The sequence below is a fragment of the Prolixibacteraceae bacterium genome, from assembly GCA_019856515.1.
Classification (GTDB): Bacteria; Bacteroidota; Bacteroidia; order Bacteroidales; family Prolixibacteraceae; genus Halosquirtibacter; species Halosquirtibacter xylanolyticus.
Map to the genome: position 1 here is coordinate 4,372,184 of CP082230.1, position 26,358 is coordinate 4,398,541.

Sequence of the window (26,358 nt, forward strand, 5' to 3'; positions counted from 1 at the left end):
ATATAAAGGAGTGGGGGTTGGTATAGTTCAGACGAGTTTAATCTACACTACCTAAACTTGCTCTCTGATACCGATCCCGTCATATCTTTATTTTTAATATCATGAGAGCTTTAAAGTTGTTTATGACACCACTACAAAAGGGGAAGATATAATCTTTCGTAGTGGCAATAGTGAAATTTCTTCCTTGTATTACATGTGGCAATGGTGTTGAGGAGTGTGTTGTTGGTTTTGTCTTTGTATTTTGAGGTGGACTGTTTTGTGTGTTGACAATTTAATAGAGGTGGAGGGGGGGATAAAAAAACAGCCATAAGATACTTTTAACGGTATGCTTATGGCTGTTTGTACATTCGTCGCCTAGACACTTCCACATATTACATTTATGGTTGTGTGATGTGATGATAGAGGTGTAAAGGGTTTTCACACCAACGGTTATCGTCTAGGAGGACGAACTTGGTATGATGCTTTCACTTTTCCCTTGGTAATGTTTGCAAGTTTTGCCTTAAGAAAGCGTTTACGCAAAGGAGAACAATGGTCTACGAACATCACTCCGTCAAGGTGATCATATTCGTGTTGAATGACGCGTGCAGCAAAGCCATCGTATGTTTCATCATGGAAATTCCACTCTTCATCGTAGTATTGGATTCGGATATGGCCAGGGCGAGTTACGTCTTCGCGAATACCTGGAACACTAAGGCATCCCTCTTCCATTGATTCTAATTCTCCAGTACGCTCAACAATCTGTGGATTGATCAGCGCTTTTTTGAAATCTTTCAGCTGAGGGTCTTCATCGGCTAAGATGGTTGCGTCGACTACAAACAGGCGGATGTTTAGTCCAACTTGTGGTGCAGCAAGACCTACTCCTTCGGCATTATACATGGTTTCGAACATGTTGCCGATAAGGCTTTGCAATTCTGGATAGTCCTTATCTATTTCTGGAGTCACCTTTCTTAGAACAGGATCTCCGTATAATGTGATTGGTAGTATCATATCTTATTTACGTCTAAACTATTTTTTCGATTCCATATAGGATTGGAGAATAATGGTAGCACTTACTGCATCTACAGTGGCTTTGTTTTGGCGTTGCTTTTTCTTTAGCCCAGCGTCAATCATGGCGCGGAAAGCTAGGTTGGAAGTGAAACGCTCGTCGTGTTGCTCGATAGGCATATCGGGAAACTTCTTAATGAAGTTCTTAATGAATGGATTGATATACTCCACCGATTGAGAGGGCTGTCCGTTGTTTTGTAGCGGATATCCAATCACTACTCTTTCGACCTCCTCTTGTTTAAAGTAATCTTCTAGGAATTTGATTACTTCATGTGCAGGAACAGTAGTGAGTTTGTTGGCGATAATCTGCATTGGATCGGTCACTGCGATACCCACTCTTTTACGACCGTAGTCTATTGCTAATATTCTTCCCAAAACTTTTTTTTGCAAATATAGCGGAATTGTGAGAGTGTCGGAAGTAATTAAATAAGATTTTTTACTCTTTTACTGTTGTGCTACAGGGGTTTTGGTTAACATAAGGCTTCTTGTATGATGAATGTCTTACTTTTTTTACCTGTTTTCGTAGTATGACAATAAATGATATTTGTTATTTTATACTAAAAAATTATGGTCAATGGAGATTTAGTCGTCATATTTTTTGGATGGGTTCTTTTTTTTTTATTCTTTCGTATTTACAAGGGTTTAGGTAACATAATAAGGAATACCTACGAATCGAATGAATGCAATTTGAGCCCTAGATAGAGAAGAATAAATGGTCTTTCATTATCAAAATAGTCGAACCATTATGAGGATTTTTACATTTATCTGTTTTTTTGCTTCTATCGTGATGATTTCATCATGTAGTTTGTTGCGAAACAACAAGGGCTACACTCCGATAGAGGCTTTTGCAGGAGATACCTTACAGTATATAAAGACGAATTTCGACAATCGAAAGGAAGCTTATGTCGGTAAGAAGTTTAAATATTTTTTGAAGGATATCAATGTTCCATTGAACTCATATTTCGCTGATTTCGTCTTTAAAGGCGAAATGGGGTGTGAAGGGGTATCTTTCTTTGTAAATGAAAATGTGGATGGTAATGGTGGTAGTAAGCCGATTATTGTTCATGTGAAATGGGAGCGCCTTCTTCCGAGTGACGAGCCAAGTCGAATGGAACGTGACAATGGGCAGACGTGGACCAAGCAGGAGTCTGGCTTCTATAAGGGAATCGTCATTAAAGACATCTGTACTACCGAATGGGGTACGTGTACAGAGTGTGCTAAATAGCAATTAGTGATAGGGGCTATATGGCCCTACAATTAAGATATTTCATGAAGACTCTTCTACCTAGTAGGAGGGTCTTTGCTTGTTATCATATTGATACTTCTATATATTAAGAAACTCGTTTCTTGTACTGTTTTTCTATTTTTTTGTCCCTATTAGTCTTTAATACATATTAAATAAAATATGTATCTAATATGTAAATACAATGTCCTGTCAAGCGGTTCAGAATTATTGCTCGGTATTTGATTTGTGGGTTGGTGAGAACTTCTGTGTATCAATTCATAATTTTGTCTAAGAGGTGTAGATTAAATGTGATAGTATAGATGCAATATTTTTTAGAGAAATTTGTGTCATGTAGGATGCTTTATTCGTGGTATTATTACGAAAAAACGTATGTTTTTTCATAATAATACCAAATGGTGAGAGTTTATTTTATGAGTTTTAGAATATACTCATTTATTTGTAGTCTGTTATTTCGCTATAGGAAACTTTGTTTTTAAGCCTAATTCTATTTCATATGTTCCTGTTGGAAGTGTTATAAATGAATTCTTATCTTTATCTGTTAAGGTTTTGTAATTCTTACCATTTACCTTCACTGTTCCATGAAAATTTTTCGGTAATGTGTAATCGGCTTTTGTGTTTGTAGGAATAGTGATCTTGTGAGTAAATAGGTTTTGACTTTTATTCCACTGACTGGAAATTGTCCCGTATCTAGTGTCATAGGTTACTTTCGCATGATCTAATCCAGTGATAATACAAGGTTTAATAACAAAATGACTAAAACCATAAGTATTATCCTTTAGTTGAATTCCTCCTATGCCTTGAATAAACCACTTTCCGATTGATAGATAACAGTTGTGCATTTGTGAATTATTTCCATTCCATTGTTCCCATATTGTTGTGGCACCATTTTCTATCATATAGCCCCAGCCAGGAAATGTCTTTTGATTGACCATGGTGTAGATTAGGTCATTTCGATCAGATTGCATAAGGTATTCAAGAAGAAAATATGTACCGAGCATTCCACTATTTAGATGGCCTTTGTTCTTTACTAAGATAAGATTCTCTAAATAGTTGTCTATTTTATCGGTAAGATTAGCTGGTACGACACCGACGAGTAGAGGAAATGCTTGATATGGTTGTTCTCCGTTTACATAGCATCCTCTTTCTGATGAATAGAATTTTTTGTGGACGGCTTTTCTTGAAATCTGATACATCTCATTATATTTTTTCGCATCTTGTTCATACCCGAGAGTTGATGCGATTTTTGAGATCAATTTTAAGTCATATAAATAAAAACAGTTATTGAAAAATGCGGTTGAAAGTGAGTCTACTCTATGTTTTGGTGACATACCATAGTGTGGAGCAACCCAGTCGCCATGGAAACTCCATAATCGTTCTTTCTTTGATAGTGTTGAATCTTGACAAAGAATGTTGTTGATGCATTTTGACTTCATGTATGACATCCATCTTTTCATTTGTGGGTAAGATGCTTTGAGAGTGGTAAAGTTTCCGTAGTATCGATAAGCATTCCATGGTAAGAATAGACCAAATCCACCCCATCCTGGGCTAAATTTATTTTTGTGAATATTGCTTTCGGGGATAGTATGGGGCCACATACCATTGTCATTTATGCCTTGATTCCAATCGATTGCCCATTTGTTTGATAATGCAGCAAGATCGAATATTGACATTCCTGTTTCTAAGCTAGAATGGCTGTCACCCCCATAACCAAATCGTTCTCTGTGAGGACAGTCTACAACATATCCAGAATAATTTAATGCACGATAAGTATTTACAACTGCATCCCATATCTTGTTTAACAGTGGATTAGAACAAGTGAATTCAGACATTTTCTTGTTGTTCTCATAAAGAGAGAAGGCTTGAATCTTTTTTTTATCTAGTTTATGCAAACCAGAAATCTTTACCCATCTGAATCCTCTATAATTGAATTTATTTTGGAATGTGCCATTTTTTTGAGGAGAAGAAATGACTTGATCTATTTGTGAGAATGATTGATAACCTTTCTTCCACTCAGTATTATTGAAGGCCTTGATCATTCTGCTGTTTCTAACACTTGTAATAGATTTAATATCTAGAATTCTATCAATATATTCAATGTGGATGATTGAATCACATTGTTCTTTTGGAAGATTTAATTTAATCCATCCGGTTAGATGTCTTCCAAAATCGACAAGAAGTTCATTGTCGTTAATTATTTTTATGTTTTGTGGTGTGATAGTATCTTGTAGATATGTTGGATTGTTGCGTTGGTTTATTGCAGGTTTGGATGAGACGTTATAGTAGCTCGCTTTTATCCAGCCTTTATTCTTAGTTAGTTTATGTGAGTTTAAATCGGTCATTTTATTTAGGTTTACTTTCTCTCCTCCATAATTATTCCATTTCCATCCTCCAATATAACTTCGATTTGAGGCTTTGCAGTACCAAGATGTATCTGTTCCTATAGTTTGATGTCTATTTTTATAAGATAATCTTATTTGGGCCCTAATTAATGGAATTAGATGATCTACTCCGTAAGATTTTGATTTGTTACGATACCAGCCATGTGCACACCATAGTGTGATTGTATTTTTTCCTAATTGTAGATATGGCTTAATATTATAGGTGAGATATAGGGAATGTTTAGAGTAGTCAGAAACTGATGGAGTTAGTATGTCTTTAGATGTTTTTTTTCCGTTAATATATAGTTCAAAATATCCTAGGCAGTTAACATCTATAATTGCACGATCAAAGTCTTCATGTATTTCAACTATTTTACTGAAGATAGGGAAGTTATTTTTGGGTATAGATTTATTGGCACCAATCCATTTTGCTTTCCATTTTTGAGATGAAAGTGGTCCTAAGTCAAATGTAGATACATCGCTTTCAAAAGGTTTTTTTCTTTTATTATCCCATACAAGGACTTTCCAAAAACATGATTGAAATGATTTGAGTTGTTTGCCAGTGTAGGTAATATTTGTTGAAGCATCATCATTGATTATCCCAGAATCCCATAGGTCAGGGGTGTTATCATTAAGGAGGTCATGGTTGCTTGCAACCATAATACGATATGATTTTTGTTGAGTTATACTTTGTGGATTTAGTTGCCAACTAAAGTGTGGGTTTGTTGTGTCAAGTCCATGAGGTTTTGTTAGATATTCGCATTCGAGATGTGATATAGCTTTTTGTGGTTGTGCATAGGTCTTACAGTAGAACATAAGAAATAATGCAAATAGAATAATTGGTTTTATCATCTGTAGTCGTTTAAAGTTTTTCTATTTATTGTGATGTGTCGTGTCTGTGTTTGGCTCCAATAAGTACCAGTTTTTGTGTGATTGTAAAATTATTTAATCTTATAATGGAGCATTAATACGTTTCATATAGATAATAATATAGATATAACAGATGATCCCAAAATTATAATCTACTGCAGAAATAGAGCACTATTTCTATAGTAGATTAGTTTAATGCATATTCTATTACTAATAAGAATCTCGTAATGAGTTCAGGGCTTTTCCATAAAAATGTTAATGCTTAAATAAAGTTGTCATCTTTTTAATATTAGACGAGAACAGTTCTCTCTGGGCCTTTATGTTTCGAGATTCGACCCTCTTTCTAAATTATTTACTGTAGATAATAGTATAGCCATGCCTTTTGCTTGGTCATAATTAGAACACTTTATTTTATCTTCTCCAAATATAATATCTCGGATCTAGTTGCTTATTTTGATTGACCAGGGCCCTCTTATAGCATTTACAAATTCCAACCTGAGGTCGATTCGTTATATAATATGAACTCTCAACTAAGACTTTTTTGTTTTTAAAATGGACTGTATTCGATCAACCTTAATCATTGATTGTATTCCACATACAGACCACCGTTTATCTAGTTGTAGAGTAGATATATTAAAAAAAGGAATAAGTTCTTTTTTCAAATCTTCCATATCCTTTGTCTTCAGTAGTTAAGCTCAGATATTCTTTTGTTGATGATTCGTGCAGATTTAAAGCAATAAGTAACTTTGGTTGATTATTTTTGACATTTTTGGTTCAATTCTTTTGTGTTCTAGAAGAGGGCTTTATAGATAAACCTTGTTTCAAATTGCAGTTCAGAAATTCATCTGGATTTCTATCAGAGGTGGAATTGCTATGTTTGACTGAATGTAAGGTTAAATTATTGGTAGTATGTGTTTTATGTATTTGAATTGTGACAAAAGATAAACAACGACAAGGGTATGACAAAGAGTTTAATCTGATGGTTGTCAATCAAGTATTGAGTGGACGTAGTTCTACTCAAGTTGGAGAATAGCATGGATTAGATCGCTCTATGATTCGTCGTTGGGTTCGTCAGTTTAAAAAGTATGAGGATAATAGTTTTCAAGGAAATGGTAATATTGCGGAAACAGAGGATGAGAAACACATCCGAATTTTAGAACAAGAAATTAAGAGAGTTAAGATGGAGTACGACATATTAAAAAAAGCGGTGGGCATATTCTCCACGACAGACAGTTAATATTTGAGTTCATCTAAGTGTGGTATAACAAGAAAAGACTACACTCAGTTCTAGGTTACAGAGCACCTGCTGAGTTTATGGAGGAGTACATTAAATCTGTGGCTTAATATTTTATCCGGAAAAAAGTTGCATATCCAATGGGTATATGGAATATTATAAGATTCCAGAAGTTAATCCTTTAAATGATTTTCAATACAGTATTGTTACCATTCGAGGTTTTCATCCCAATGTTTATAGCAGAGGTTCTCGAGCCAACTATAGAACAGGAGCAGGAGCAGGTATTCGATTTGTAGTAAATTCACTAACCCCCGTTGATGTTGAATCCGTATTAGATAGCCTAGGTCTATCTATGCCTAGTTCAAAAGATATAGAGAAGTATATGCCAAAGAATTGGGTTGCTCCGGGTAAATACCCTCTTTAATTCATTACCTGAAGCGCAAGGAGGAAAAGCATCACTAAGGCACGAAGGTGTCAAGCTCAGGGGATGGCACACAGATGAAACAGATTGGACTGATAACCACAGATTTTATTGTGGTTGTGGTGCAAGGAAAATATGGCCACGGATTAGACGGATTAACACGGATTTGTTGAGTCGCAAGTAAGCCTGGAACCGCGAAGACAGAAAGACACGAAGGTTGAAGCGCAAGAGATAGGCCACGGGTTTTTGTTTTCCTTGCACTTGCACTGAGTGCTACAGTTAATAGCCCAGTGCGAAGCGCTGCGTATGGATGAATAAACGCAATCAGAGCGTTGTAGGTCCGATATCATTATCTCATTCCATCGACGTTGGAGTGTGGGGCTTTATGCCAATGCTTTAGCACGCCTTACGCATTTGTGTGTTGTGGTATTCTGGAGTTGGAACATTCCTCTCGTGCCGATAAATTGGCACAAACTACGACATATTGAATGTAAAGTATACTGAGATGTAACTCTGCGTTTCTAACGTTTGGTTGAAGGATAGTGTATCATATCATATCAGTATGTGCTATCCCATTCTATTTGCTCTTGAAAATGCTACCAAGTTTATGGGACAAAAGAGAGGCCATATCTTTAAATAAGATATGACCTTTGACTTTTCATTCTATCCACCTATAATGGGAAGATAGATGCCCCTCTTTTCAGAAGTTATTACTGCTATTTATTCTGAATTTTAAATGTTCCATAGCTGTTGCCTTCCATCACTTTTACGATGAAGAAGTTTGGAAGTGTTTCTAGTTGATTGATGAAAACTTGCTCGCTATTGTTGATTCTTTCTTTGTGTAGCTCCGCTCCATGAAGGTTAAAAATGGAGATGGTATAGCTTTTGGCAAAGTCTAATCCAACGACTTGAAGTTGTCCCATCGATTTGAATGCATTGATAGAAGCGTGTTGAAGTAGATCGTTGCTTGCTGTGTTTGTTGAAGCAATGGTTTTGATCTCTGAACGTATGCCATCGGCATCTTCTAGGAACATATATAGATATAGTTCTTTATCACTTGTTTTGGCTAGTGATATTAATGTACCGACCCCACCGTTGACATCAACCACCTCTTTTGCTACCGCCTCTGTCGTGTTTTGGATATAAGTGGTGGTGATATTTTCCACCTTATTTTCCGTAAAAATATAGTACAGTTTTCCGCTTTTCTGTGCTTCTGCTTGGGCAGAAAGTAGTGTCTCTGTTCTTGTAATATTTGCTATATGGATCAAGTCCTTCATTTCGTATACCAATACTTGGTCTAGATGTACTCCTTCGTAATTCTGGTCAGACATTAGTTGAATACGAAAATCTAGGGTATTGATGTCGATATTATGGATTTCGAAGTTAAACTTCTTTGCCATAGTGTTGTCTGAATACTGGGTGTTGGCATCTGCATCTATCACACCATTAAGGTCGAGATCGGTACCTAGTTTCCCATAATTGGGATCTATTGCTGCACCATTCTGTATGTATTTTGATCCTACAAGTTGACCAATAGGCTGGTAATTGCCGTCTTTGTCTTTATATTCAAGCTTAACGAAGTCAAGATCTTCAAATTTATTTGAAGGCGAAAATAGTGTTCCTAGTAGGAATGAACAGTGAAGAGATTTGATCTGTGTTGGACGCGATACAGGTGCAAAGGTTACTTCGATAGGATTTCCTGAAGCGTCTTGCATATTGGCCCCAGCCAGAAGATATGCTTCATGTGTTCCATTAATCTTTGTGGCATTGGCATAGTATTTATTCATACTTGCCAGCTCATAACGATTGAAGTAGTCTTTATTCGATAGGTCATAAGTATAGCTTAACTGGTAGCTATCTACTGATGGTACATTCTCAAAACTTTCACTAATTAAGATTGGGCTCTCCACTCTCTCGACCACCACTTCATTCTTCATACCATGAATGGCCGAGAATTTGATTACGGTTGTTTTGCTATCTCTCGATACCAATTCGCAGTTGGGGTGTGTGCCGACAAAAGCGAAACTACCTTTTAGGGTAATGACTCCATCTCCATATTGACTTGGATTGGTTGTTAAAGGCCCATCTTCTACGATACGTAGATCAGGATCGGTATAGCTAATCCTATATTGACCTGCATTGATTTTCTTTGTCAATATTAAACATGCACGGCTGGCTTGGCTAATTAGCTCGTCGCTAAGCGGTGCTGCTTTAAAGAAGCAATACCCTTTTACATTCTGTGTTGGGGCACTATAGACATGGTAGTTGGTTGTGCTATGCTCTATCGTATAGCTCTTCTCTGTTGATGCCATCTTTGTTGCAAATGCTTGCATTTCAGCAGTGGTCGTATTTGGAAGAATGACATACTCATAAGAGGTTGCTTTGGGGGCGGTACCATGGTTGATCACTGCTACTGCAAAATCACCTGTTGTGTCTAGTTCTAGATTGTTTGATTTTGAGTTTTGTGTCTGTTTACGAATCTCAATAGATTGTCCTCCTTTGATCCAATAACCATTACCGTTTGAGTCTATAATCCAGTGTGCATTGCCATCCGAGAAGTCTTGAGCATATGGAAAAGAGGTGATCTCAGTTCCATCGACTACAATGGCAAGTGCTTTGTTGGATAGTTGGTTTTGGAATATTGCGGTTTCTGTTCGATAGGTGGCATTGTCGTTAGAGATATTAGTTCCTGAACATACTACATAACGATCGAAAGCAAATACTGATTTATCTGCTTGATGTGATGGTGTAAATTTAGGGTTGTTCTCCTCTCTAAGTAGCATACCAAAAAGACCATATTGGTTCTCTAGGTTGGCATATCCAGTAAAGGCCATCTCTCCACGTTGAGAGTGGGATCCAACAGCCATATGGTCGCCATCTTTATATGATTCTAGTTCGTCAAAAGGAAGGTGAACATAGGTTGCTCCTGGTGCTCTGTTCCAATCCCATCCATTTTCATTAAATCCATTGTTGGCATTAGTCGCATTGGCACCATTTAGTACTTGTACCGTACCATAACTTTGGTAGCGTCCATAGCGGTTATCTGTTTCGTATATTTCAGATCCCCATGTGTATTTGTTGTATCCTTTGATGGAAACCATCCAATTGTCACGACGATATACACCAAAAGCAGAGTAGTTAAATGTGTATGCTCCTTGGTAAGGTGTTCCTTCAGATACCCCCGCAGCAACAATTGCTTTGCGTGATGATGTATTTCGTGATTCGAAGCGCATGTATTGTGCTCCTACTTCATCCCATACATCATTTCCATTATATGGATTTCCAGCTACTGCCAAGTATCCCATTGCGTAAACTGTTCCATTGGATATCTGCCCATTATTTTCTAAAGGGTGACGTCCTGAAATACCTAGTCCCCAATGTCTCTTTTGGCTGTAACGTATCATCGCTTTCATACCATCCCACATATGGATTCTAGAATCATTTGATAGTCCAAAAGGGGTGTTGCGAGTTAAATTGATGTATTTACCAAGACCACTAAAACCACCTACTGCATAGGCAGGATATAGTGCACCGTGGTGGTATGAAGATCCGTCAGGTTTAATACCACCAATGGTCCCGTTTGAGTATTTAAGAGATTCGTCCATCCATCGTTTCATCTCTTGTAGGTTGCGATATTTCTCAGGGGTATTTGATTTGATGGCGATACTCGATAGACGAGGAGTCGTAATTGTATTCCAGCTATCAATGACTCCTTGGAATTCATCATTATGTGGGGTGGCTTTGTACTCTTGTATTCCCGACCAATAGGTTCCTACTTGAGCGTATTTCTCGATAACGCCTCTCGCTGTTAATTCCTCTTGTAGTAGAAGTATTGATTCGCAGAACCCTGTAAAGTTATATCCATAGTGGTGGTTGGTTCCCATCCCACTATTGTATGCGAATCCTTGATCTATAGCCCAGTCCATCATGTTGATGTACATCTCTAGTGCTTCGGCATCTTTATTGGTTTTTGCTGCTTTGGCAAGAAGGTACAGATACTTGTTGATATCTTTCATCTTGATATCATCATCTGCTTTGTCTAGGTCTGCCTCGTCGTTTGAGACATATGGTTTCCCCGTGATTTGTCCATCTACTCTCTGTATATTGATGTTGTTGTAGAAGTTCTTTGCTTTGGTAACATCACCACTACTTATCGACTTGCTTAAAGAGGCATAGATGTTGTCCGTGAATGTCTCTAGCTCTTTCTGTTCTGCCGCAGTTAAGCTTCCCTTTAGAGGAATGGTAGAGTTTGTAAGGTTCTCCCAATAGTATACCGCCCCCCAGTGGTTTGTGTTCATCTCAGGATTGATATATGGAAGCTGTGCATCTGGAGTGACACGATCGTTGATGCGTGTGTTTGGGAACATCATTCTATCGAAATATAGCTTCCCTGAGGCATGTGCTGTTGGTGCCTTGATACGCATGTAAGCAAGAGAATTGACATCTTTTGCTCCTTTCATATCTTGCTTGAATCTTATCCAGCAAGCTCTCCACCCTTTGAAGTTAATCTTATAGTTAAACCAATAGGATACTTTGGTTCCATTACCAAATTCAACAACGATCTCGTCGTCTATTGGTGTCTCATTATAGATCCATAGCATTAATCCCCCTTTGTAAGTGTTTAGGGCTTTGTTCATGTTTGCAGGGTTGGCAATCTCTATTTTAGAGCCGGCAGTCCATGACCATTGTACTGATTCTGATCCTAGCTTAAAGTGTGTAGAGCTCATTGTCAGGTTGGTTCCAGCAGAAGGGGTCCAGTTTGCTGGAACCGCTCCTTCTAAACCAATGTATTGCCCAAAGCTCACTGTAGAAGTGAGCCATAGGGCAAGAATAAATAGAATCTTTTTCATTCTAGTTTAGTTAAATTTTTAGAACTTATGAAGCTTAATCGTGTTGTTTCTGCCTTTCCAGCAGATCACTTCAAAGGAAGTTTTATTATCATCGTTGGTAATTTGTTTTACGGCTTCACTCTTTTTCCCTGATAGTTTCCACTTTCCATCGATGATCACTGTTACAGTTTGTTTTTCTGATTCTGTGTCATGAATCATTTTTCTGTTAGGTAGATGAATCGAAGGATCTGTTACTACTAAGGTCGCATGTTCGTTATTTGCTTTGAATATTACCAAGCTCTCATCAGAAGAGGAGAGTACAGGTCCTTGTTTTAATGTAGCAGCATGGTAGAAGGCATACATGTATGCTTCATGTTTTGCTGTTTTGATTGCCGAGACAGTGCTATCGTTGCGAAGCACGGTGTATGGTGCTCTATTGTTTGCAAACTGACTGCTGATACTTTTAAGTTTATTGTCATTTGTTTGTGGAACAATCACATATTGATATGAAGCTCCTTTAGGTGCTTTACCATGGTTGATTACAAGAGAGCTAAAACGACCTTTAGTTGTCTTCATGCTCTTGTTGTGCATCGATGTCTGTTCTTTGTTTTCAAACAATAAGTTGGTGTTATTTGGAAAGATATATCCGTTGTTGAATGGATCTTTTACCCATTTTACGCCTGATAGAGCACCGTTTTGTAGTGCAATATTTGATTTGGTTTTAATTTTCTCTTTTCCCTTTACTTGAAATATGGTTGTTTCTGTTGGGTACTTTTTGTTGTCGTTTTGGATGTTGTTTCCAAGACACACCAACATGTTATCGAAATAGAATACACTCTTCATAGCACGGAATGAAGGAGTGAATCTAGGCATATTATTTTCTTGAAGGATTGTACCGAAGACTCCAATTTGATGGTTAAGGTTTGCAGACCCAGCAAAAGTTTCGTTCGAACGTTGCATCAATACCCCTTTTCGGAAACTCTCAAGCTCTTCTAGTGGTAGGTGAATCGATGTAGCTCCTGGTGCTCTGTTCCAGTCCCATCCTTTCTCTTCGAACCCACTACCTTTTAATCCGTTTGAAAGAATTTGGACCGTACCATAACTTTGGTACCGTCCAAAACGGTTGTCTTTAACATATATTTCTGAACACCATACATCTTGGTTGTATCCTTTAATTGTAGCCAACCAATTTTTATGATCTACGGTAGCAAGACAGTTATAGTTGTAGGTGTAGAAGTTTCCACCTTTATATTCGTAAGGTTTTATGCCATCTTTTACCATTTTCTTTTTAACAGGAGTATCGTTAGGTTCTACATCCAAATACATCGATGCGATCTCTTTCCATATTTTCTCTTCTGGGTTGTATGGGTTACCTAGCATCGCTATTTGTCCGTAAAGTTTGATGGTTCCTTTGTTTAGACGTCCTCCTAGTGGATGGCGACCAGCGATGCCAAGTCCCCAATAAGTTTTGTTTGTAGAGTGGAATAGGTTTTCAAGACAGCGTGCTACATTGATACGAGAGTTTTTATTTAGTTGGAACTCCGTGTTATGCATCATGTGTACATATTCGCCAATTCCAAATAGACCTCCTACACTATATGCAGGGTAGTTTGCTCCGTGGTGGAACATGGTTCCATCTTCTTTGATTCCTCCCATGGTTCCAGGGACAATGCAAAGAGATTGATCCATCCATCTCTCAATCATCTTATATGCGATATATCTCTCTTTTGCATTTTTGATGGTTCCCGCTGCAATGATACGTGGAAGCACTGTTGTGTGCCAGCTATCCACTACCCCTTGAAGAGATCCGATTTCAGGAATGGTTCTCATCTCTTGTAGTCCTGTCCAATAACAAAGCATCTTGCCAATTTGATCTATCTTGCCTTTTCGTGTTAGATAGTTGGTCATTAAGAATATGGCTCTAGGATATAGTGTAAATTGATAACCATAGTGGTGATTTGTTCCGATTCCACTACCAAAGGCAAGACCTTGGTCAATTAAATAACTTAGTAATAGTTCGAAATTTTGAGCACTTGCTAAATTTTTGTTGTGATAGTAGTCATTAGCAAATGTGTTAAGTATTTTACCTGCATCTTGAATAATAATCTCTTCAGGAGATGACTCGTCAAAAGAGACAAATGGTGTCCCAATGTATGAATCTTTTGATCTTTTAATTCCCCAAAGGTCCATCTTGTCAAGTGCATTCTCTAGTTGTTTCGCACTAGGCTTCGATCCTTTGCTATATTTAAGAGTTCTTTGGTAGATCTCAGTAAGTTCGTTCTTCTGTCTTTCGGATAACTCCCCGTCAACTTTGATATCACACTCATATGTAGACTCCCAATGGTATAGTGCAGCCCAGTGATTCTCATTCATGGTTGGGTTGATCCATGGCAGTTGTTGATCTGGTGTAACCCTGTCGTGTATTCTACGTTTAGGGAATGCCATACGGTCGAACCAAAGTGTTCCAGTACTGTTTTTTGATGGGGCGTGGATGATCATCTTCTCCAATTTTGTTGTTGACTTGTCCCCAGTCATATCCTCTTTAAAGCGAATCCAACAAGCACGCCATCCTTTGAAGTTTAGGTGGTAGTAGAAGTGAAATTTTGTTTTGTTTTGATCTAGAAACTCAATTTTTATCGAGTCGTTCTGTGGTTTACTATTATACACCCAAGTCATAAACCCACCTTTGTACTCTTCGAGAGCTTGTGTGATCAGTTCAGGGTTTGTGTAAACAATCTGATCTTTGTTGGATGCATAATCCCAGCGAAGAGATCTTCTCCCTAGCTTGTATCTTGATTTGTCCATCTTCATCTTACTTCCGCTAGATGCGACCCATTGTGTCGGAACTTTCTTGCCGTCAAGTCCGATGTACTTAATGTTCATTCGATAGGTTGCACCATAAGTGACCGATGTGATTAATGTTAGCAGTGTGATGATTAGAAGTCTGTTCATTGGAATAATTATGTGTGATATGTATTATAAAAACCTTGATTTTTAATTCGGATTTAAATATATGGAATAGAATCTAAACCGTTATGTCTTGGTATGTCCCATTATAAATAGGAATGATAACTCATTGTAGATTAGTTGTAATAGCTGTAGTGTAAAATTGTACTTGAACGATTTTATACTACGGATATTTGGAGTATATGCAACTGGTTGGGTATGGAATATGTTAATAACAGATGTCGTGGTGTGTTCCGATGTGTAACGATTGTTCGACATTTTATTTTTATGATATAAAAGGGCTATTAGATCTGTTGGTATTGGTTTAAAAAGGGTATCTATTGTTCTGCTAGTTAGTTGTTTGTTGGAAAAGAGTGTGGTTCTTAGTACCATTTTAATATTTGATCTCATGATGTATTGTGCATGAAGCTATATTTGATGAGAGGGTTTGGTTATCCTCATGCACTAGAAGATTTCAATGTGTATTAAAGTATACAAATCAATAAATAATTAACAGAATGATGAAGAATTGGTGTATTGCTGCAATAGCTCTTCTTGCTTTGGTTAGCTGTGGTGGTCAGCAGAAGCAAAAGAAGGACTTTATTGCTGATAATGTAATCTTTGCTGAAAAGCAGATTGGCTTAGAGTTTAAGAAAATGGATAGTTTGAATGTTATTCTTAATCCTAGAACTATTCTTCCTGACGGAGAGACACGTTATAACACTCCAATGCTTTGGACTAGTGGATTTTTCCCAGGTTCTTTGTGGTACCTATATGATCTTACAGGACAAGATGTTTGGAAAGATCGTGCCATGAAAGTGAATAAGACTATTGAAGAAGTACAGTATAATACAAAGCACCACGATGTTGGTTTTATGATTTACTGTAGTTTTGGTAATGGTTACCGTTTGACTAAGAACCCAGAGTATAAGCAAATTATTATTAATGCAGCGAAGTCATTGAGTACACGTTTTCGTCCTAAAGTAGGATGTATTCAATCATGGGACGTAAACCATGGATGGCAAGCTAAGCGTGGATGGCAATGTCCAGTTATTATTGATAACATGATGAACCTTGAGTTGATGTTCGAGGCTTCTAAGTTATCTGGTGATAACTCATTTAGAGATATCGCTATCAAACATGCTAACACAACTTTGGATCACCATTTCCGTCCTGACTATAGTTCATACCACGTGGTAGACTATGATAGTATTACTGGTCAAGTACGTAATCGTGTAACTGCTCAAGGTTTTGCTGATGAGTCAGCATGGTCTAGAGGTCAAGCATGGGCATTATATGGTTATGCTGTATGTTACAGAGAAACAAAAGATAAAAGATATTTAGATCTTGCAAATCACGTTGCAAACTTTGTTCTTTCACACCCACGTTTGCCAAAGGATATGATTCCTTTATGGGATTTTGATTGTACGGATAAATATAAAACCTTAAGAGATGCTTCAGCTGCTGCTGTAATCGCTTCTGGTTTGTATGAGTTGTCAACGTACAACGAAGGTGCACAAGGTGATAAGTTTAAAGCTGCTGCAGATAAGATGGTTGAGAGTCTTGGATCTCCTAGTTATAGAGCTAAGTTGGGAGAGAACAACAACTTCTTATTGATGCACTCTGTTGGTAGTATTCCTCACGGCGCTGAGATCGATGTACCATTGAACTATGCAGATTACTATTTCCTAGAGGCTTTAGTTCGTAAAAGAAATCTAGAGAAAAAGTAATAGGTCTCATATTATTACAATGCTTAAAGGGGTGTTTCTGAATGAAATACCTCTTTTTTTATGCTCTTTTTGTACAAGATTAGAGATTATGAGATGATTTTATTTAGTTTGTCATATATTTATTTAGATATATTGTATTTTAGGAGATGTCCAAAACGAAAATGGGACTACCTGTGATATAATGTAGTACTTTCGTTTATAAGAATTTAATTTTATTGCAACAGTTTAAATAGGAAAACGTATATGAGAAACGATCATCACAAATGGAAAAGACAAGGTCTCTTGTTGTTTATTTGTTTTCTCTTAAGCAGTACTAAAGGTATTTGTGCTAATGAGATTACCTATAAAGGGCTTTTGTCATTCGAAACAAAAGTAGATGATTCATGGGTTGCCTCTACAGGATCTTCTTTGAGCATTTCGAAGTATCACTACAAGCATGGTGCTTCAAGTTTAAAATGGTCGTATGTGCCAGGTTCATTCATTGATGTTACGAATCTAAATGTATCATTGAAGAAGCAGAAGTATTTGGAGCCAACATTTGTTTGTTGGGTATACAACGAGCACCCAACGAGAGAGGGAAAGATGACTTTTCAGTTTTATAAGTCAGGAGAGAAGTCATGTTGGTTTGACATGGGCATGAATTTTAAAGGATGGAGAGCAGTTTGGATCAACTATGAGAAGGACATGAAAGGTTCTCCTGTGGATGGAATGGATCAAATGAAAATTGTTGCTCCCGCGGGTCATAAAGGGACATTATACTTTGATCATATGGTGTTATCAGAGACAATAGATTCTAGGTATCCTACCGGTGATTATCAAGTTCCATATGTTAATTTCTATTCGACGAATCATTGGCAGACGTTATTAAAATCGGCACTAAATAAGCCCAATATCCCTGTTCATGCAGTGACAGAGCAGGAGTTGGCTGATCTTAAGGCTATCGAGGCAAGGTTTAAGAATATGGTCTATTCGCCAACTTTAGTTACACCTTCCTCTTTGGCACGCTTAAGAAAGGATTATGATTTTTATGGAATCCGTTTGAATCCAGATAAATCTCTTATAGGACGACCTATTATTTTCTCTCGTTTTGCGGATATGTACACTTCTCATACGAAGGATACGAAGAGTTATTTTAGACAAAATAAGATGGATATGAAGTCGTACGCTTCATTGATGTATCGTATTGCTTGTGCTTATGTGAGTGCAGACGGAGTGGATAATGCAGATTCTATAAAGAAAGAGTTGGCTACCATGTTTCTTAATTTGCGTACGCATCTGATGGATCAAGGGTGGTGTGAAGGAAGTGGAATGGGAACTCTTCACCATTTAGGATATAATTTACGTAGTTTATATGATGCATATTTCTTAATGAGAGATGTGTTGAAGGCTGGACACTCTGTTGGTCAGGCTCAAAGAGATTTGGCTTGGTTCAGCGGGTTAGGAGAGATATTAGTTTCTCCTAAAGAGAAAGGTATCAGTATCGATGCTTTTAATACAACCATCATGGGACGTCTGTCAAGTATTTTATTGATAGATGATCCATCTGTTCGAGTGCAGTATTTGAACTGTTTTGTTCGATATTTAAATAACGGGTTGGCATTGGCTCCTGGTTTAGAGGATTCTTTTAAGCCTGATGGATCTGTTTTTCATCATGCGAATAACTATCCAGCTTATGCAACTGGAGGATATAAGAATGCTTGTAGAATGGTGTATGTCCTTTCGCAAACTGGTTTTGCTGTCAGTCCTGATGGACATAGGAACTTAAAGCGTTCTTTATTGATGACACGTCTGTATTGTAATAAGTATGTATGGCCACTGTCTTTATCTGGACGTCATCCAAAAGGAACAGGGCGTCTATTGACAGAATATTATAAGTATATGTCGTTGGCAGGTACACCTGATGGGGGTAATGAGATTGATCCTGATATGGCAGGAGTGTTCTTACGCTTGGTGGATGATGCCGATTCAGATCCGCAAGCACAGTATATTGTAAAAAAAGGTGGTGTAGCAGAGGCCTTTCCTTCTGGTAATTGGACGATGAATTATTCTGCATTGTCTATTCACCGAAGAGATAATTGGTTGGTTACTGCACATGGTCACTCTAGATATTTATGGTCGTCAGAACATTATCCTGATGCAAATAATTATGGTCGTTATTTGACTTATGGAGCATTGGAAGTGTTGGCTTCTAGAACAGGAAGTACACCAAGTAATTTCACGTCTGGTTTCAGGCAGTGGGGATGGGATTGGGCACGTATTCCAGGTACGACGACGATTCATCTACCTATTGATAGTCTACAGGCAGATATGAAGAAAGTGGACAATGTGAGTGGAAAAGAGGAGATGTTGTTATCGGATGAAGCTTTTTGTGGAGGATTGAATTTTGAGAAAAAGTATGGTGTTTGGGCTATGCGACTACATCAAAATGTGAAATATGATGCTTCGTTCAAAGCAAGAAAGTCTGTTTTCTTTTTCGATGATAAGATTGTCTGTTTGGGTTCGGATATACAGAATGAGAATAGTCTGTTTTCGACAGAAACGACGCTGTTCCAAACCAATTTGAAGGGGAAAGACGAACCTATTGAATTGAATAAAAAAGAGATTAATAAGTTCCCTTATGAGTGGCAGAATGATGTTACAGAACGTAGGGATACATATTTAAAAGATAATGTTGGAAATTTCTTCTATGTACCATACCGATATAATGTGGTCGTAGAGAGAAAACATCAAATTTCTAGAGATCAGTCAAGTAAGTACAGAACAGAGAATGATTTTGCTACAGCCGTAATTAATCACGGTAATGCTCCATCGGATGCTTCCTATGAGTATGTGATGTTGGTTCAGCCTTCTGATTCTGAAGTTAAGCATTTTATGAAGGCGATGCGTTATGATGATTCGCACCCATATTTTGTACAACAGAATGATCGTGAAGCGCATATTGTTGAGGATCATACATCTAATGTGAAAGGATATGCTTTTTTTGCGAGAAATCGTAATGTAGATGATGAGTTGGTGAGTGTCGTTGATATGCCATGTTTGATGATGAGTAAGATGGAAAAGAAAATACTTCATTTGAGTGTTTGTGATCCAGATCTCCATCTTTATAATGGTCCTGCAGATGTTCAATTTGATGATAATGATAACTACGTAGAGCGTAGTGTGTATTCTAGAGATTGGTATAAAAACGAAGGTAAAGAATCAAAGATAAAGATTACCCTCAATGGCGATTGGTCGTTAGATGATGGAGCTAATTGTGTGGTTAATCATCTTAGTAATGGTAAAACTGAGCTGATCTTCTTGTGTCAACATGGAATGACCAATGATGTGAAGCTAAAAAAGAATTAAACCGATGAGTAAAAACATATCACGAAGGAGCTTTGTAAAGCGAACTACGGCAGCAACGGCTGGGGTAGGATTAGTATCGAGTAATCTACTAAGTAGCTGTGCGAAGAATGAGGAGAAGAAGAGACCTAATATCTTATTTATTTTCCCTGATCAGTACAGAAAGCAATCGTTGGGATTCTTAAAGAACGATCCTGTGTTGACGCCGAATATAGATAAGTTGGCGAGTGAAGGAGTTCACTTTACGGATGCTGTGAGTAACCATCCTTTATGTAGCCCTTTCCGTGGTATGTTATTTTCAGGGAAATATCCATTAAGCAATGGTGTTCAGTCTAATTGTCACTCTGGGCGTACTAAATATGGCAACTTTTTGAAGCCAGATGAAGTGTGTTTGTCTGATGTTTTGAAGAATGAAGGTTATGCAACAGGATATCTTGGTAAATGGCACTTAGATGGACCTACACCAACAAAACCAGGTGAACCTAATATTTGGGATTCGTATTGTCCACCGGGGGCACATCGTCATGGATTTGAATTTTGGTACTCTTATGGAACGCACAACCGTCATAACCATCCATATTATTGGGTGAACGATGCGAAAGAGAGTGAGCGCACAGATGTCAATGAGTGGTCTCCAGAACATGAAGCGAATGTTTTGATTGACTATTTAGAGAATAAAGATGGTAAGTTTAGAGATGAAGAGAAGCCATTCTTTATGTGTTGGGGGATTAATCCTCCTCATACTCCATTTACGGAGGTTCCTGCAAAATATAAGAAACGTTTTGAAGGGATGACCAACGAGGATCTATTGAATAGACCAAATGTGCAGACTGATTTTCCTGATTTCAACAGAGAGACTGGATTTGGAGATGCGGGTGTTGAGAAGAAACTATCGCAAGCAAAAGATTATTTCGCTTGTGTTGAAGGTGTGGATGATCAAATTGGTCGTGCCTTAGATGTTCTTGAGAAGCAGGGTTTAAAGGATGATACGATTGTGATTTTCTGTTCTGACCATGGGGAGATGTTGGGTAGTCACGGGTTGATGCATAAGAATGTTTGGTATAAGGAAGCATTCCAAATTCCATTTATTGTACGTTGGCCAAAGAATATACAGCCAGGTAATGATAATCTGTTGTTGAGTGTTCCAGATATTATGCCTACCCTTTTATCTTACTTAGGACTTAAAGATAAAATCCCTGCAGGAGTTGAAGGAAATGATTATTCTGCAGTATTTAGAGGAGAGAGTTTTGATAGGCCAGAAGCTGCACTATATTTCTTTGATAAGCCAGAAGAGGAGAATGAGAAACGTAGAGGGGTAAAGACTCATCAATATAGTTATGTTATTGCATACGATAAGAAGAATGAGAAGCACATCTTTATGTATGATGATATTAATGATCCGTACCAAATGACCAATATCGCTGGTCAGAAACCAGAGGTGGAAAAGGAGCTTCACTCCATGCTTGAGAAGTTGTTGCATGAGACGAAGGATTATTTTATCAGCTATATTTAATTGGGAAGGAATTAAAAGATTACGTAAGCGATGAAGAGAAGAGATTTTTTAAAGAAAGGTGCACTAACAGCTTCTGCTGTTGGTGTGGCTTCTACTATGGGTAGTGCTGCTACGCCATTTAGAAGGAAGAAAAAAAATAGTCAGACACGTCCAAATATTCTTTTTGTAATGACTGATCAGCAGTGTGCTGAAGCGTTAAGTGCATATGGAAATAAGGATTTGAAGACCCCTGCAATGGATCGTATTGCCAAGCATGCGATGAATTTTAAGAAAGCATATGCTACAACACCACTATGTGTCCCATGTCGTTGTAGTATGATGACCGCGATGTATCCTCATGAGATTAATGTACCTATTAATAACCTTAAGGCGGAATGGGATACTACGAAATTCCCTTATATGGGTAATGTGATGAAATCTGCAGGATACGATACGGGTTATGTTGGAAAGTGGCACTTGACAGCTGATCCGAAAGATATAAATGTTCATGGGTTTGATTATATAAAGCATGCTAGAGCCAATAATTTGGATCCAGATGTGGCTGGTTCATCTATCGAGTTCTTGAAGCAGAAGAGGGATAAACCATTTTTGTTGGTTTCCTCATTTGTTAATCCACATGATATCTGTCAGTGGGCTAGAGGAGAGGCGATGAAGAATGATGAGATTGGTGTTCCTCCAGCTGGGGATCAGTGTCCTGCATTGCCAGATAACTTTGAGATTCCTGAGTTAGAACCAGATGTGATTCGTTATGTGCATTCGTTGTCGAAACGTACATATCCAACGGATAAGTGGAGTGACGAAAAGTGGAGACAGTATCGTTGGGCTTACTATCGTTTGATTGAAAAAGTAGATGCTCATTTGAAGCCTATTTTAGATGCACTTGAGGAGGAAGATCTATTAGATAATACGGTGATTATCTTTACGAGTGATCATGGTGATGGAAATGCGCACCATAAATGGAATCAGAAGCAGATTCTTTATGATGAAGCTGCTAGGGTACCTTTTATGATTAGCTGGAAAGGACATACGGAGGTGTGTGATTATACTGATCTTCCTGTTTCTACTGGTATTGACCTTATTCCAACGATGCTTGAGATAGCAGGAGTAGAGGCCCCTTTGTATATGAAAGGGAAACCATTGTTCAAGTTGGCATTAGGTGATCGATCTTCATTTGATCGTGAGTATACTATCTCGGAAACTGAATTCTGTTTGTCGAAAGTAACCTTTGGTGTAAAAGGACGTATGGTTCGTTCTGGAAAATATAAGTACGTAGTATATGAACAAGGTTACCGTAAAGAGCAGCTCTTTGATATGGATGCAGATCCAGGTGAGATGAAAAACTTGGCTTATGACAGTAACTATGATGGTGTCAAGCGTAAACATATTGATGCCTTGAAGGTATGGATGAAGGATACAAGTGATTCATTTGAATTGTAATTCGCTATTAAATAATGGATAGAATTTAATGTTGAAAACATCAAGAGCCTTGCCAATTGTGACCTCTATTAGATTATTCAATCGTTAATTCGAATCTATATAGATGGGTATGCCTGTCAAAATAAATACCAATTCTATTTTAGATGATGGATTCACTTCATCTAAGATTAGAGTTGGTATTTTTTTTGCTCTTTCTGGAACTTGGTGGGTGACCATAATAAATAGAACACCATTATCACATCCGACCACAGCAATATCACCTTACTCTGCCCCACAAGCTACTTGCTCCTGCTTTTCCCCTGAGATGGCTCGAAGTTCATTCAAAGTTCACTCGAAGTTCATTCATCGATTTCCCATTTTGGGTGAGGGAATTTCGAATATACTTGGAATGATATCCAAGAGAAATCAGGGGATAGTAGCATGTTAGTCAGCTGATGGGGGCTTTAAAAGTTCTTTATGAATCTCGATTTATCTAAAACGTCTTAATCTCGCAGGTTGTATCCTTTAGGATACTATTTAGATAGGGTTTCCTTCGTAGTTTATTGATACTTCAAGGATACTTCATTGATAGTTCATTCATCAAAAATGTTTAATAGATCAATATTCTATTGTCATGCTATCGGTTTGGTGATGCAAAAGAGTTAACAATCCATAGCGATATGTGTTCGTGATGTTTTTGATGAAATTATTATCGTAATGGGTTCAAAAAGCTTAAACCTACACTAAACGATGGTCTGTTTATCGTAATTTGATTGGAGAATATAGTGTTGTATTGATGATTTGGTTGCAATGCTATATGGTTACCCATCAAAACTTGGAAAGAGCCATCGATATGAATGTTTTTTCTCTAGAGCGTATGATTTTTGGTTATAGAGAAGCTATCTCGTTGTAGAGTTTATCGTTTTTGAAATAGCATTTTGGATAGGGTTGTTTGTTGAATTACGTGACGATTAAACAAACGAATGGCCTTGTATAGAGTAGTAAAATTTTAAGCAACAACACAACACATTAACGTATTAATTCTACTCTAACAAGGCCATTCAAATAGTAGTGACTACTAAAGAGGTTTAAACCTCTTAAAACGTAAATACTACATCTATTATCCCCTTTACACTTTTATACCGATATACCCCCTTTGTACCCTACCCTAAAAAGTAATTATTTTTTATTTTTTTTTCTTAGCGGAAGATTCTCTCTCTATAAGTTTAATTGGAAGAACGATAGTTTCGTGTGTATTTGTTTGATTATCAATGTTTGTAATCAGGAGTTCTGTGGCTTTGTACCCTACATCATATCCCCTCTGTTCAATAGTTGAAAGTGATGGGGAAATTAATTTTGCGTAGGGTTCATTACTGAATCCGATAATGGCAAGTTCGTCTGGAATTGCAATATTGTGTTGTTTTGCATATTCGATGAGGCTTAAACATACTGTATCGTTGGATGCAAATATAGCATCTGGTCTTTTTTTGCCACCTAATAGAATCTTTGCAGCTTCTTCCCCCTCTTCTCTGGTAAGATAGTTTTCAAGGATTTCACTTGCGAAAGGCTCCATGTTGTGTTTGCGCAATGCTTTGAAGAATCCCTGTGTTCTATTAATATACAAATTTAGATGTTGTGGTCCTGCAATATGAGCAATTTGTTTGCAGCCTTGCGAAATAAGATGTTCAGCAGCAAGGAATCCTCCTTTAAAATCATCCACTACTACCTTATTTGACTCTATTTCATCACATATTCGATCAAAGAAGACCAATGGAACTTCTCTGTCGATAATCTTATAGTAGTGTTGGTAGTCATTTTTTACTAGTGCAATAGATGCGATAATCCCATCTACCCCTGCGTGAAGTAGAGTTTGAATACACTCTTTTTCTTGCGCTTCACTTTCATTGCTTTGGGTAATAATGACATTATAACCCTTGCTTTTTGCATATTTCTCTACTCCATTAATTGCATCGGAGAAGAAATGTCGGTTAATCTTAGGAATAATTAGTCCGATGGTTTTTGTGCGTTTCATGCGCAAAGCAGTAGCTGCAGCATTGGGTTTGTATCCAAGCTCATTGGCTAGCTCTAGAACTTTTGCTTTGGTCTTATCACTAATTCTTGAGTTGTTATTTAGTGCTCTAGAGACCGTAGAACTTGAAATTCCAAGCTTTTTAGCTATGTCATGAATCGTTATATTTTGTTCCATATCTCGGTATCAGGTGTTGTTTGATTTGTGTAGAATTTGACGATAAGTGTTAAATTCTATATTTGTGCAATTGTTGCACAAATATAGGTCCAAACTGTTGCATTGTGCAAATCGAAATAAGAAAAAGTAAAAGTTTGCACAGTAATATTTTGTGTTGAATTACGTAATGTGTTGTTTATTAGGTGTATGTGGTGTGTTGTTGCATTTTGTTAATCAAATATGTTTTAGAATAGGTGAAAAAATATGCGAAAACGATTGCGCATATTTCAACTAATCCTTTATATTTGTGCTTATCATATTTGAGATAAAATAATAGATTAAATATTTATATAAAGATGGCTGAAAACTACAGAGAAGTTTTTGCAACACATCCACGTGATGCTAAGACTTACGATACGCAGAGATTAAGAGAAGAGTTCCTTGTTGAGACAGTATTAAACGAGGATAAAATCGTTTGGAACTACTCACACTATGATCGTTTAATGGTAGGTGGAGTTATTCCAGTAAACCAAGAGATCGTACTAGAGACTATCGAACCATTAAAGAGTGAGAACTTCTTGGATCGTCGTGAACTAGGAATTGTTAACGTTGGATCAAAAGGTATTGTTGTTGTTGACGGAACAGAATACGAGATTGACTATAAAGAGGCAATCTATGTAGGAATGGGATGTAAAGAGATTGTATTGAAAAGTTGTGATGCAGCTAACCCTGCTCGTTTCTATATGAATTCAGCTCCTGCACACCAAGCTTTCCCAACAGTAAAAGTAGGTCGCGAGGATGCAATTGTTATTGAGTTAGGTGAGGCAGAGTCTTCAAACCGTCGTACATTAAACAAGCTAATTGTTAATGATACCATCAAAACAAACCAATTGCAGATGGGTATGACTGAGTTACACCCAGGAAGTGTATGGAATACCATGCCAGCACATACACATAGTCGTCGTATGGAGGCTTATTTCTATTTTGAAGTGCCTAAGAATCATTCTATTTGTCATATGATGGGTGAGCCAACAGAGACACGTCACGTATGGATGCAGAATGAGCAAGCAATTTTCTCACCAACATGGTCAATTCACTCAGCAGCAGGAACAAGTAATTATACTTTTATCTGGGGTATGGGCGGAGAGAATCTAGCTTACGGAGATATGGATGTTATTGCAACACCAGATCTACGATAATTAAT

Annotated in this window: 14 protein-coding genes; 8 read left to right on the plus strand and 6 right to left on the minus strand. The window is 37.6% G+C overall.

All coding sequences use genetic code 11. From position 1 onward, the window contains the following. Positions 1-429 precede the first annotated feature (429 nt). On the minus strand, positions 430-987 hold the full coding sequence (gene def / locus K5X82_16040; GenBank protein QZT36738.1) for a peptide deformylase: 558 nt from the start codon (positions 985-987) through the stop codon (positions 430-432). Between the two features lie 18 nt (positions 988-1,005). Then, a complete protein-coding gene (ruvX, locus tag K5X82_16045; protein ID QZT36739.1) occupies positions 1,006-1,419 on the minus strand; it encodes a Holliday junction resolvase RuvX in 414 nt (137 codons plus the stop codon). 370 nt (positions 1,420-1,789) lie between these two features. Here ruvX and K5X82_16050 point away from each other — a divergent pair, with 370 nt between their 5' ends. Further along, positions 1,790-2,269, plus strand: a complete 480-nt coding sequence (locus tag K5X82_16050) for a hypothetical protein (GenBank protein ID QZT36740.1) — start codon at positions 1,790-1,792, stop codon at positions 2,267-2,269. 467 nt (positions 2,270-2,736) lie between these two features. Here K5X82_16050 and K5X82_16055 read toward each other — a convergent pair whose 3' ends face one another. After that, complete coding sequence (locus K5X82_16055) at positions 2,737-5,520, minus strand: glycoside hydrolase family 78 protein (GenBank protein QZT36741.1); 2,784 nt, start codon at positions 5,518-5,520, stop codon at positions 2,737-2,739. Between the two features lie 1,069 nt (positions 5,521-6,589). On the opposite strand from K5X82_16055, the gene K5X82_16060 reads away from it, so the two are divergent. Beyond that, the gene (locus tag K5X82_16060) at positions 6,590-6,775 is read left to right on the plus strand and encodes a hypothetical protein (protein ID QZT36742.1); all 186 of its coding nucleotides are present in this window, start codon (positions 6,590-6,592) and stop codon (positions 6,773-6,775) included. Positions 6,776-6,920: 145 nt separating this feature from the next. Then, positions 6,921-7,196, plus strand: coding sequence for a hypothetical protein (locus tag K5X82_16065; protein QZT36743.1), 276 nt, complete (start codon positions 6,921-6,923; stop codon positions 7,194-7,196). Between the two features lie 713 nt (positions 7,197-7,909). On the opposite strand, the gene K5X82_16070 is transcribed toward K5X82_16065, so the two are convergent. Beyond that, a complete protein-coding gene (locus tag K5X82_16070) occupies positions 7,910-12,043 on the minus strand; it encodes a hypothetical protein (protein QZT36744.1) in 4,134 nt (1,377 codons plus the stop codon). 18 nt (positions 12,044-12,061) lie between these two features. Continuing rightward, entirely contained in the window at positions 12,062-14,974 is a 2,913-nt protein-coding gene (locus K5X82_16075; GenBank protein QZT36745.1) for a hypothetical protein, read from the minus strand. Positions 14,975-15,486: 512 nt separating this feature from the next. On the opposite strand from K5X82_16075, the gene K5X82_16080 reads away from it, so the two are divergent. From K5X82_16080 to K5X82_16095, 4 genes are all read left to right on the plus strand, one after another. After that, on the plus strand, positions 15,487-16,698 hold the full coding sequence (locus tag K5X82_16080; protein ID QZT36746.1) for a glycoside hydrolase family 88 protein: 1,212 nt from the start codon (positions 15,487-15,489) through the stop codon (positions 16,696-16,698). Positions 16,699-16,941: 243 nt separating this feature from the next. After that, a complete protein-coding gene (locus K5X82_16085) occupies positions 16,942-20,043 on the plus strand; it encodes a hypothetical protein (protein ID QZT36747.1) in 3,102 nt (1,033 codons plus the stop codon). Positions 20,044-20,047: 4 nt separating this feature from the next. Further along, positions 20,048-21,553 carry a sulfatase gene (locus K5X82_16090; GenBank protein ID QZT36748.1) on the plus strand — a complete coding sequence of 502 codons (1,506 nt, stop codon included), beginning with the start codon at positions 20,048-20,050 and terminating at the stop codon, positions 21,551-21,553. Positions 21,554-21,583: 30 nt separating this feature from the next. Then, the gene (locus K5X82_16095; protein QZT36749.1) at positions 21,584-22,990 is read left to right on the plus strand and encodes a sulfatase-like hydrolase/transferase; all 1,407 of its coding nucleotides are present in this window, start codon (positions 21,584-21,586) and stop codon (positions 22,988-22,990) included. Positions 22,991-24,155: 1,165 nt separating this feature from the next. Here the strand turns inward: K5X82_16095 and K5X82_16100 are convergent. Continuing rightward, on the minus strand, positions 24,156-25,175 hold the full coding sequence (locus K5X82_16100; GenBank protein QZT36750.1) for a LacI family transcriptional regulator: 1,020 nt from the start codon (positions 25,173-25,175) through the stop codon (positions 24,156-24,158). A gap of 335 nt (positions 25,176-25,510) precedes the next feature. On the opposite strand from K5X82_16100, the gene kduI reads away from it, so the two are divergent. Continuing rightward, positions 25,511-26,353: a 5-dehydro-4-deoxy-D-glucuronate isomerase gene (gene kduI, locus K5X82_16105; GenBank protein ID QZT36751.1), complete on the plus strand. Its 843-nt coding sequence runs from the start codon at positions 25,511-25,513 to the stop codon at positions 26,351-26,353. Positions 26,354-26,358: the final 5 nt, after the last annotated feature.

Bases quoted from the DNA above. Each gene is read 5' to 3' on its own strand.
- def (QZT36738.1), bottom strand. From the start codon at position 987: ATGATACTACCAATCACATTATACGGAGATCCTGTTCTAAGAAAGGTG.
- K5X82_16050 (QZT36740.1), top strand. From the start codon at position 1,790: ATGAGGATTTTTACATTTATCTGTTTTTTTGCTTCTATCGTGATGATT.
- K5X82_16055 (QZT36741.1), bottom strand. From the start codon at position 5,520: ATGATAAAACCAATTATTCTATTTGCATTATTTCTTATGTTCTACTGT.
- K5X82_16060 (QZT36742.1), top strand. From the start codon at position 6,590: ATGATTCGTCGTTGGGTTCGTCAGTTTAAAAAGTATGAGGATAATAGT.
- K5X82_16065 (QZT36743.1), top strand. From the start codon at position 6,921: ATGGAATATTATAAGATTCCAGAAGTTAATCCTTTAAATGATTTTCAA.
- K5X82_16070 (QZT36744.1), bottom strand. From the start codon at position 12,043: ATGAAAAAGATTCTATTTATTCTTGCCCTATGGCTCACTTCTACAGTG.
- K5X82_16075 (QZT36745.1), bottom strand. From the start codon at position 14,974: ATGAACAGACTTCTAATCATCACACTGCTAACATTAATCACATCGGTC.
- K5X82_16080 (QZT36746.1), top strand. From the start codon at position 15,487: ATGATGAAGAATTGGTGTATTGCTGCAATAGCTCTTCTTGCTTTGGTT.
- K5X82_16085 (QZT36747.1), top strand. From the start codon at position 16,942: ATGAGAAACGATCATCACAAATGGAAAAGACAAGGTCTCTTGTTGTTT.
- K5X82_16090 (QZT36748.1), top strand. From the start codon at position 20,048: ATGAGTAAAAACATATCACGAAGGAGCTTTGTAAAGCGAACTACGGCA.
- K5X82_16095 (QZT36749.1), top strand. From the start codon at position 21,584: ATGAAGAGAAGAGATTTTTTAAAGAAAGGTGCACTAACAGCTTCTGCT.
- K5X82_16100 (QZT36750.1), bottom strand. From the start codon at position 25,175: ATGGAACAAAATATAACGATTCATGACATAGCTAAAAAGCTTGGAATT.
- kduI (QZT36751.1), top strand. From the start codon at position 25,511: ATGGCTGAAAACTACAGAGAAGTTTTTGCAACACATCCACGTGATGCT.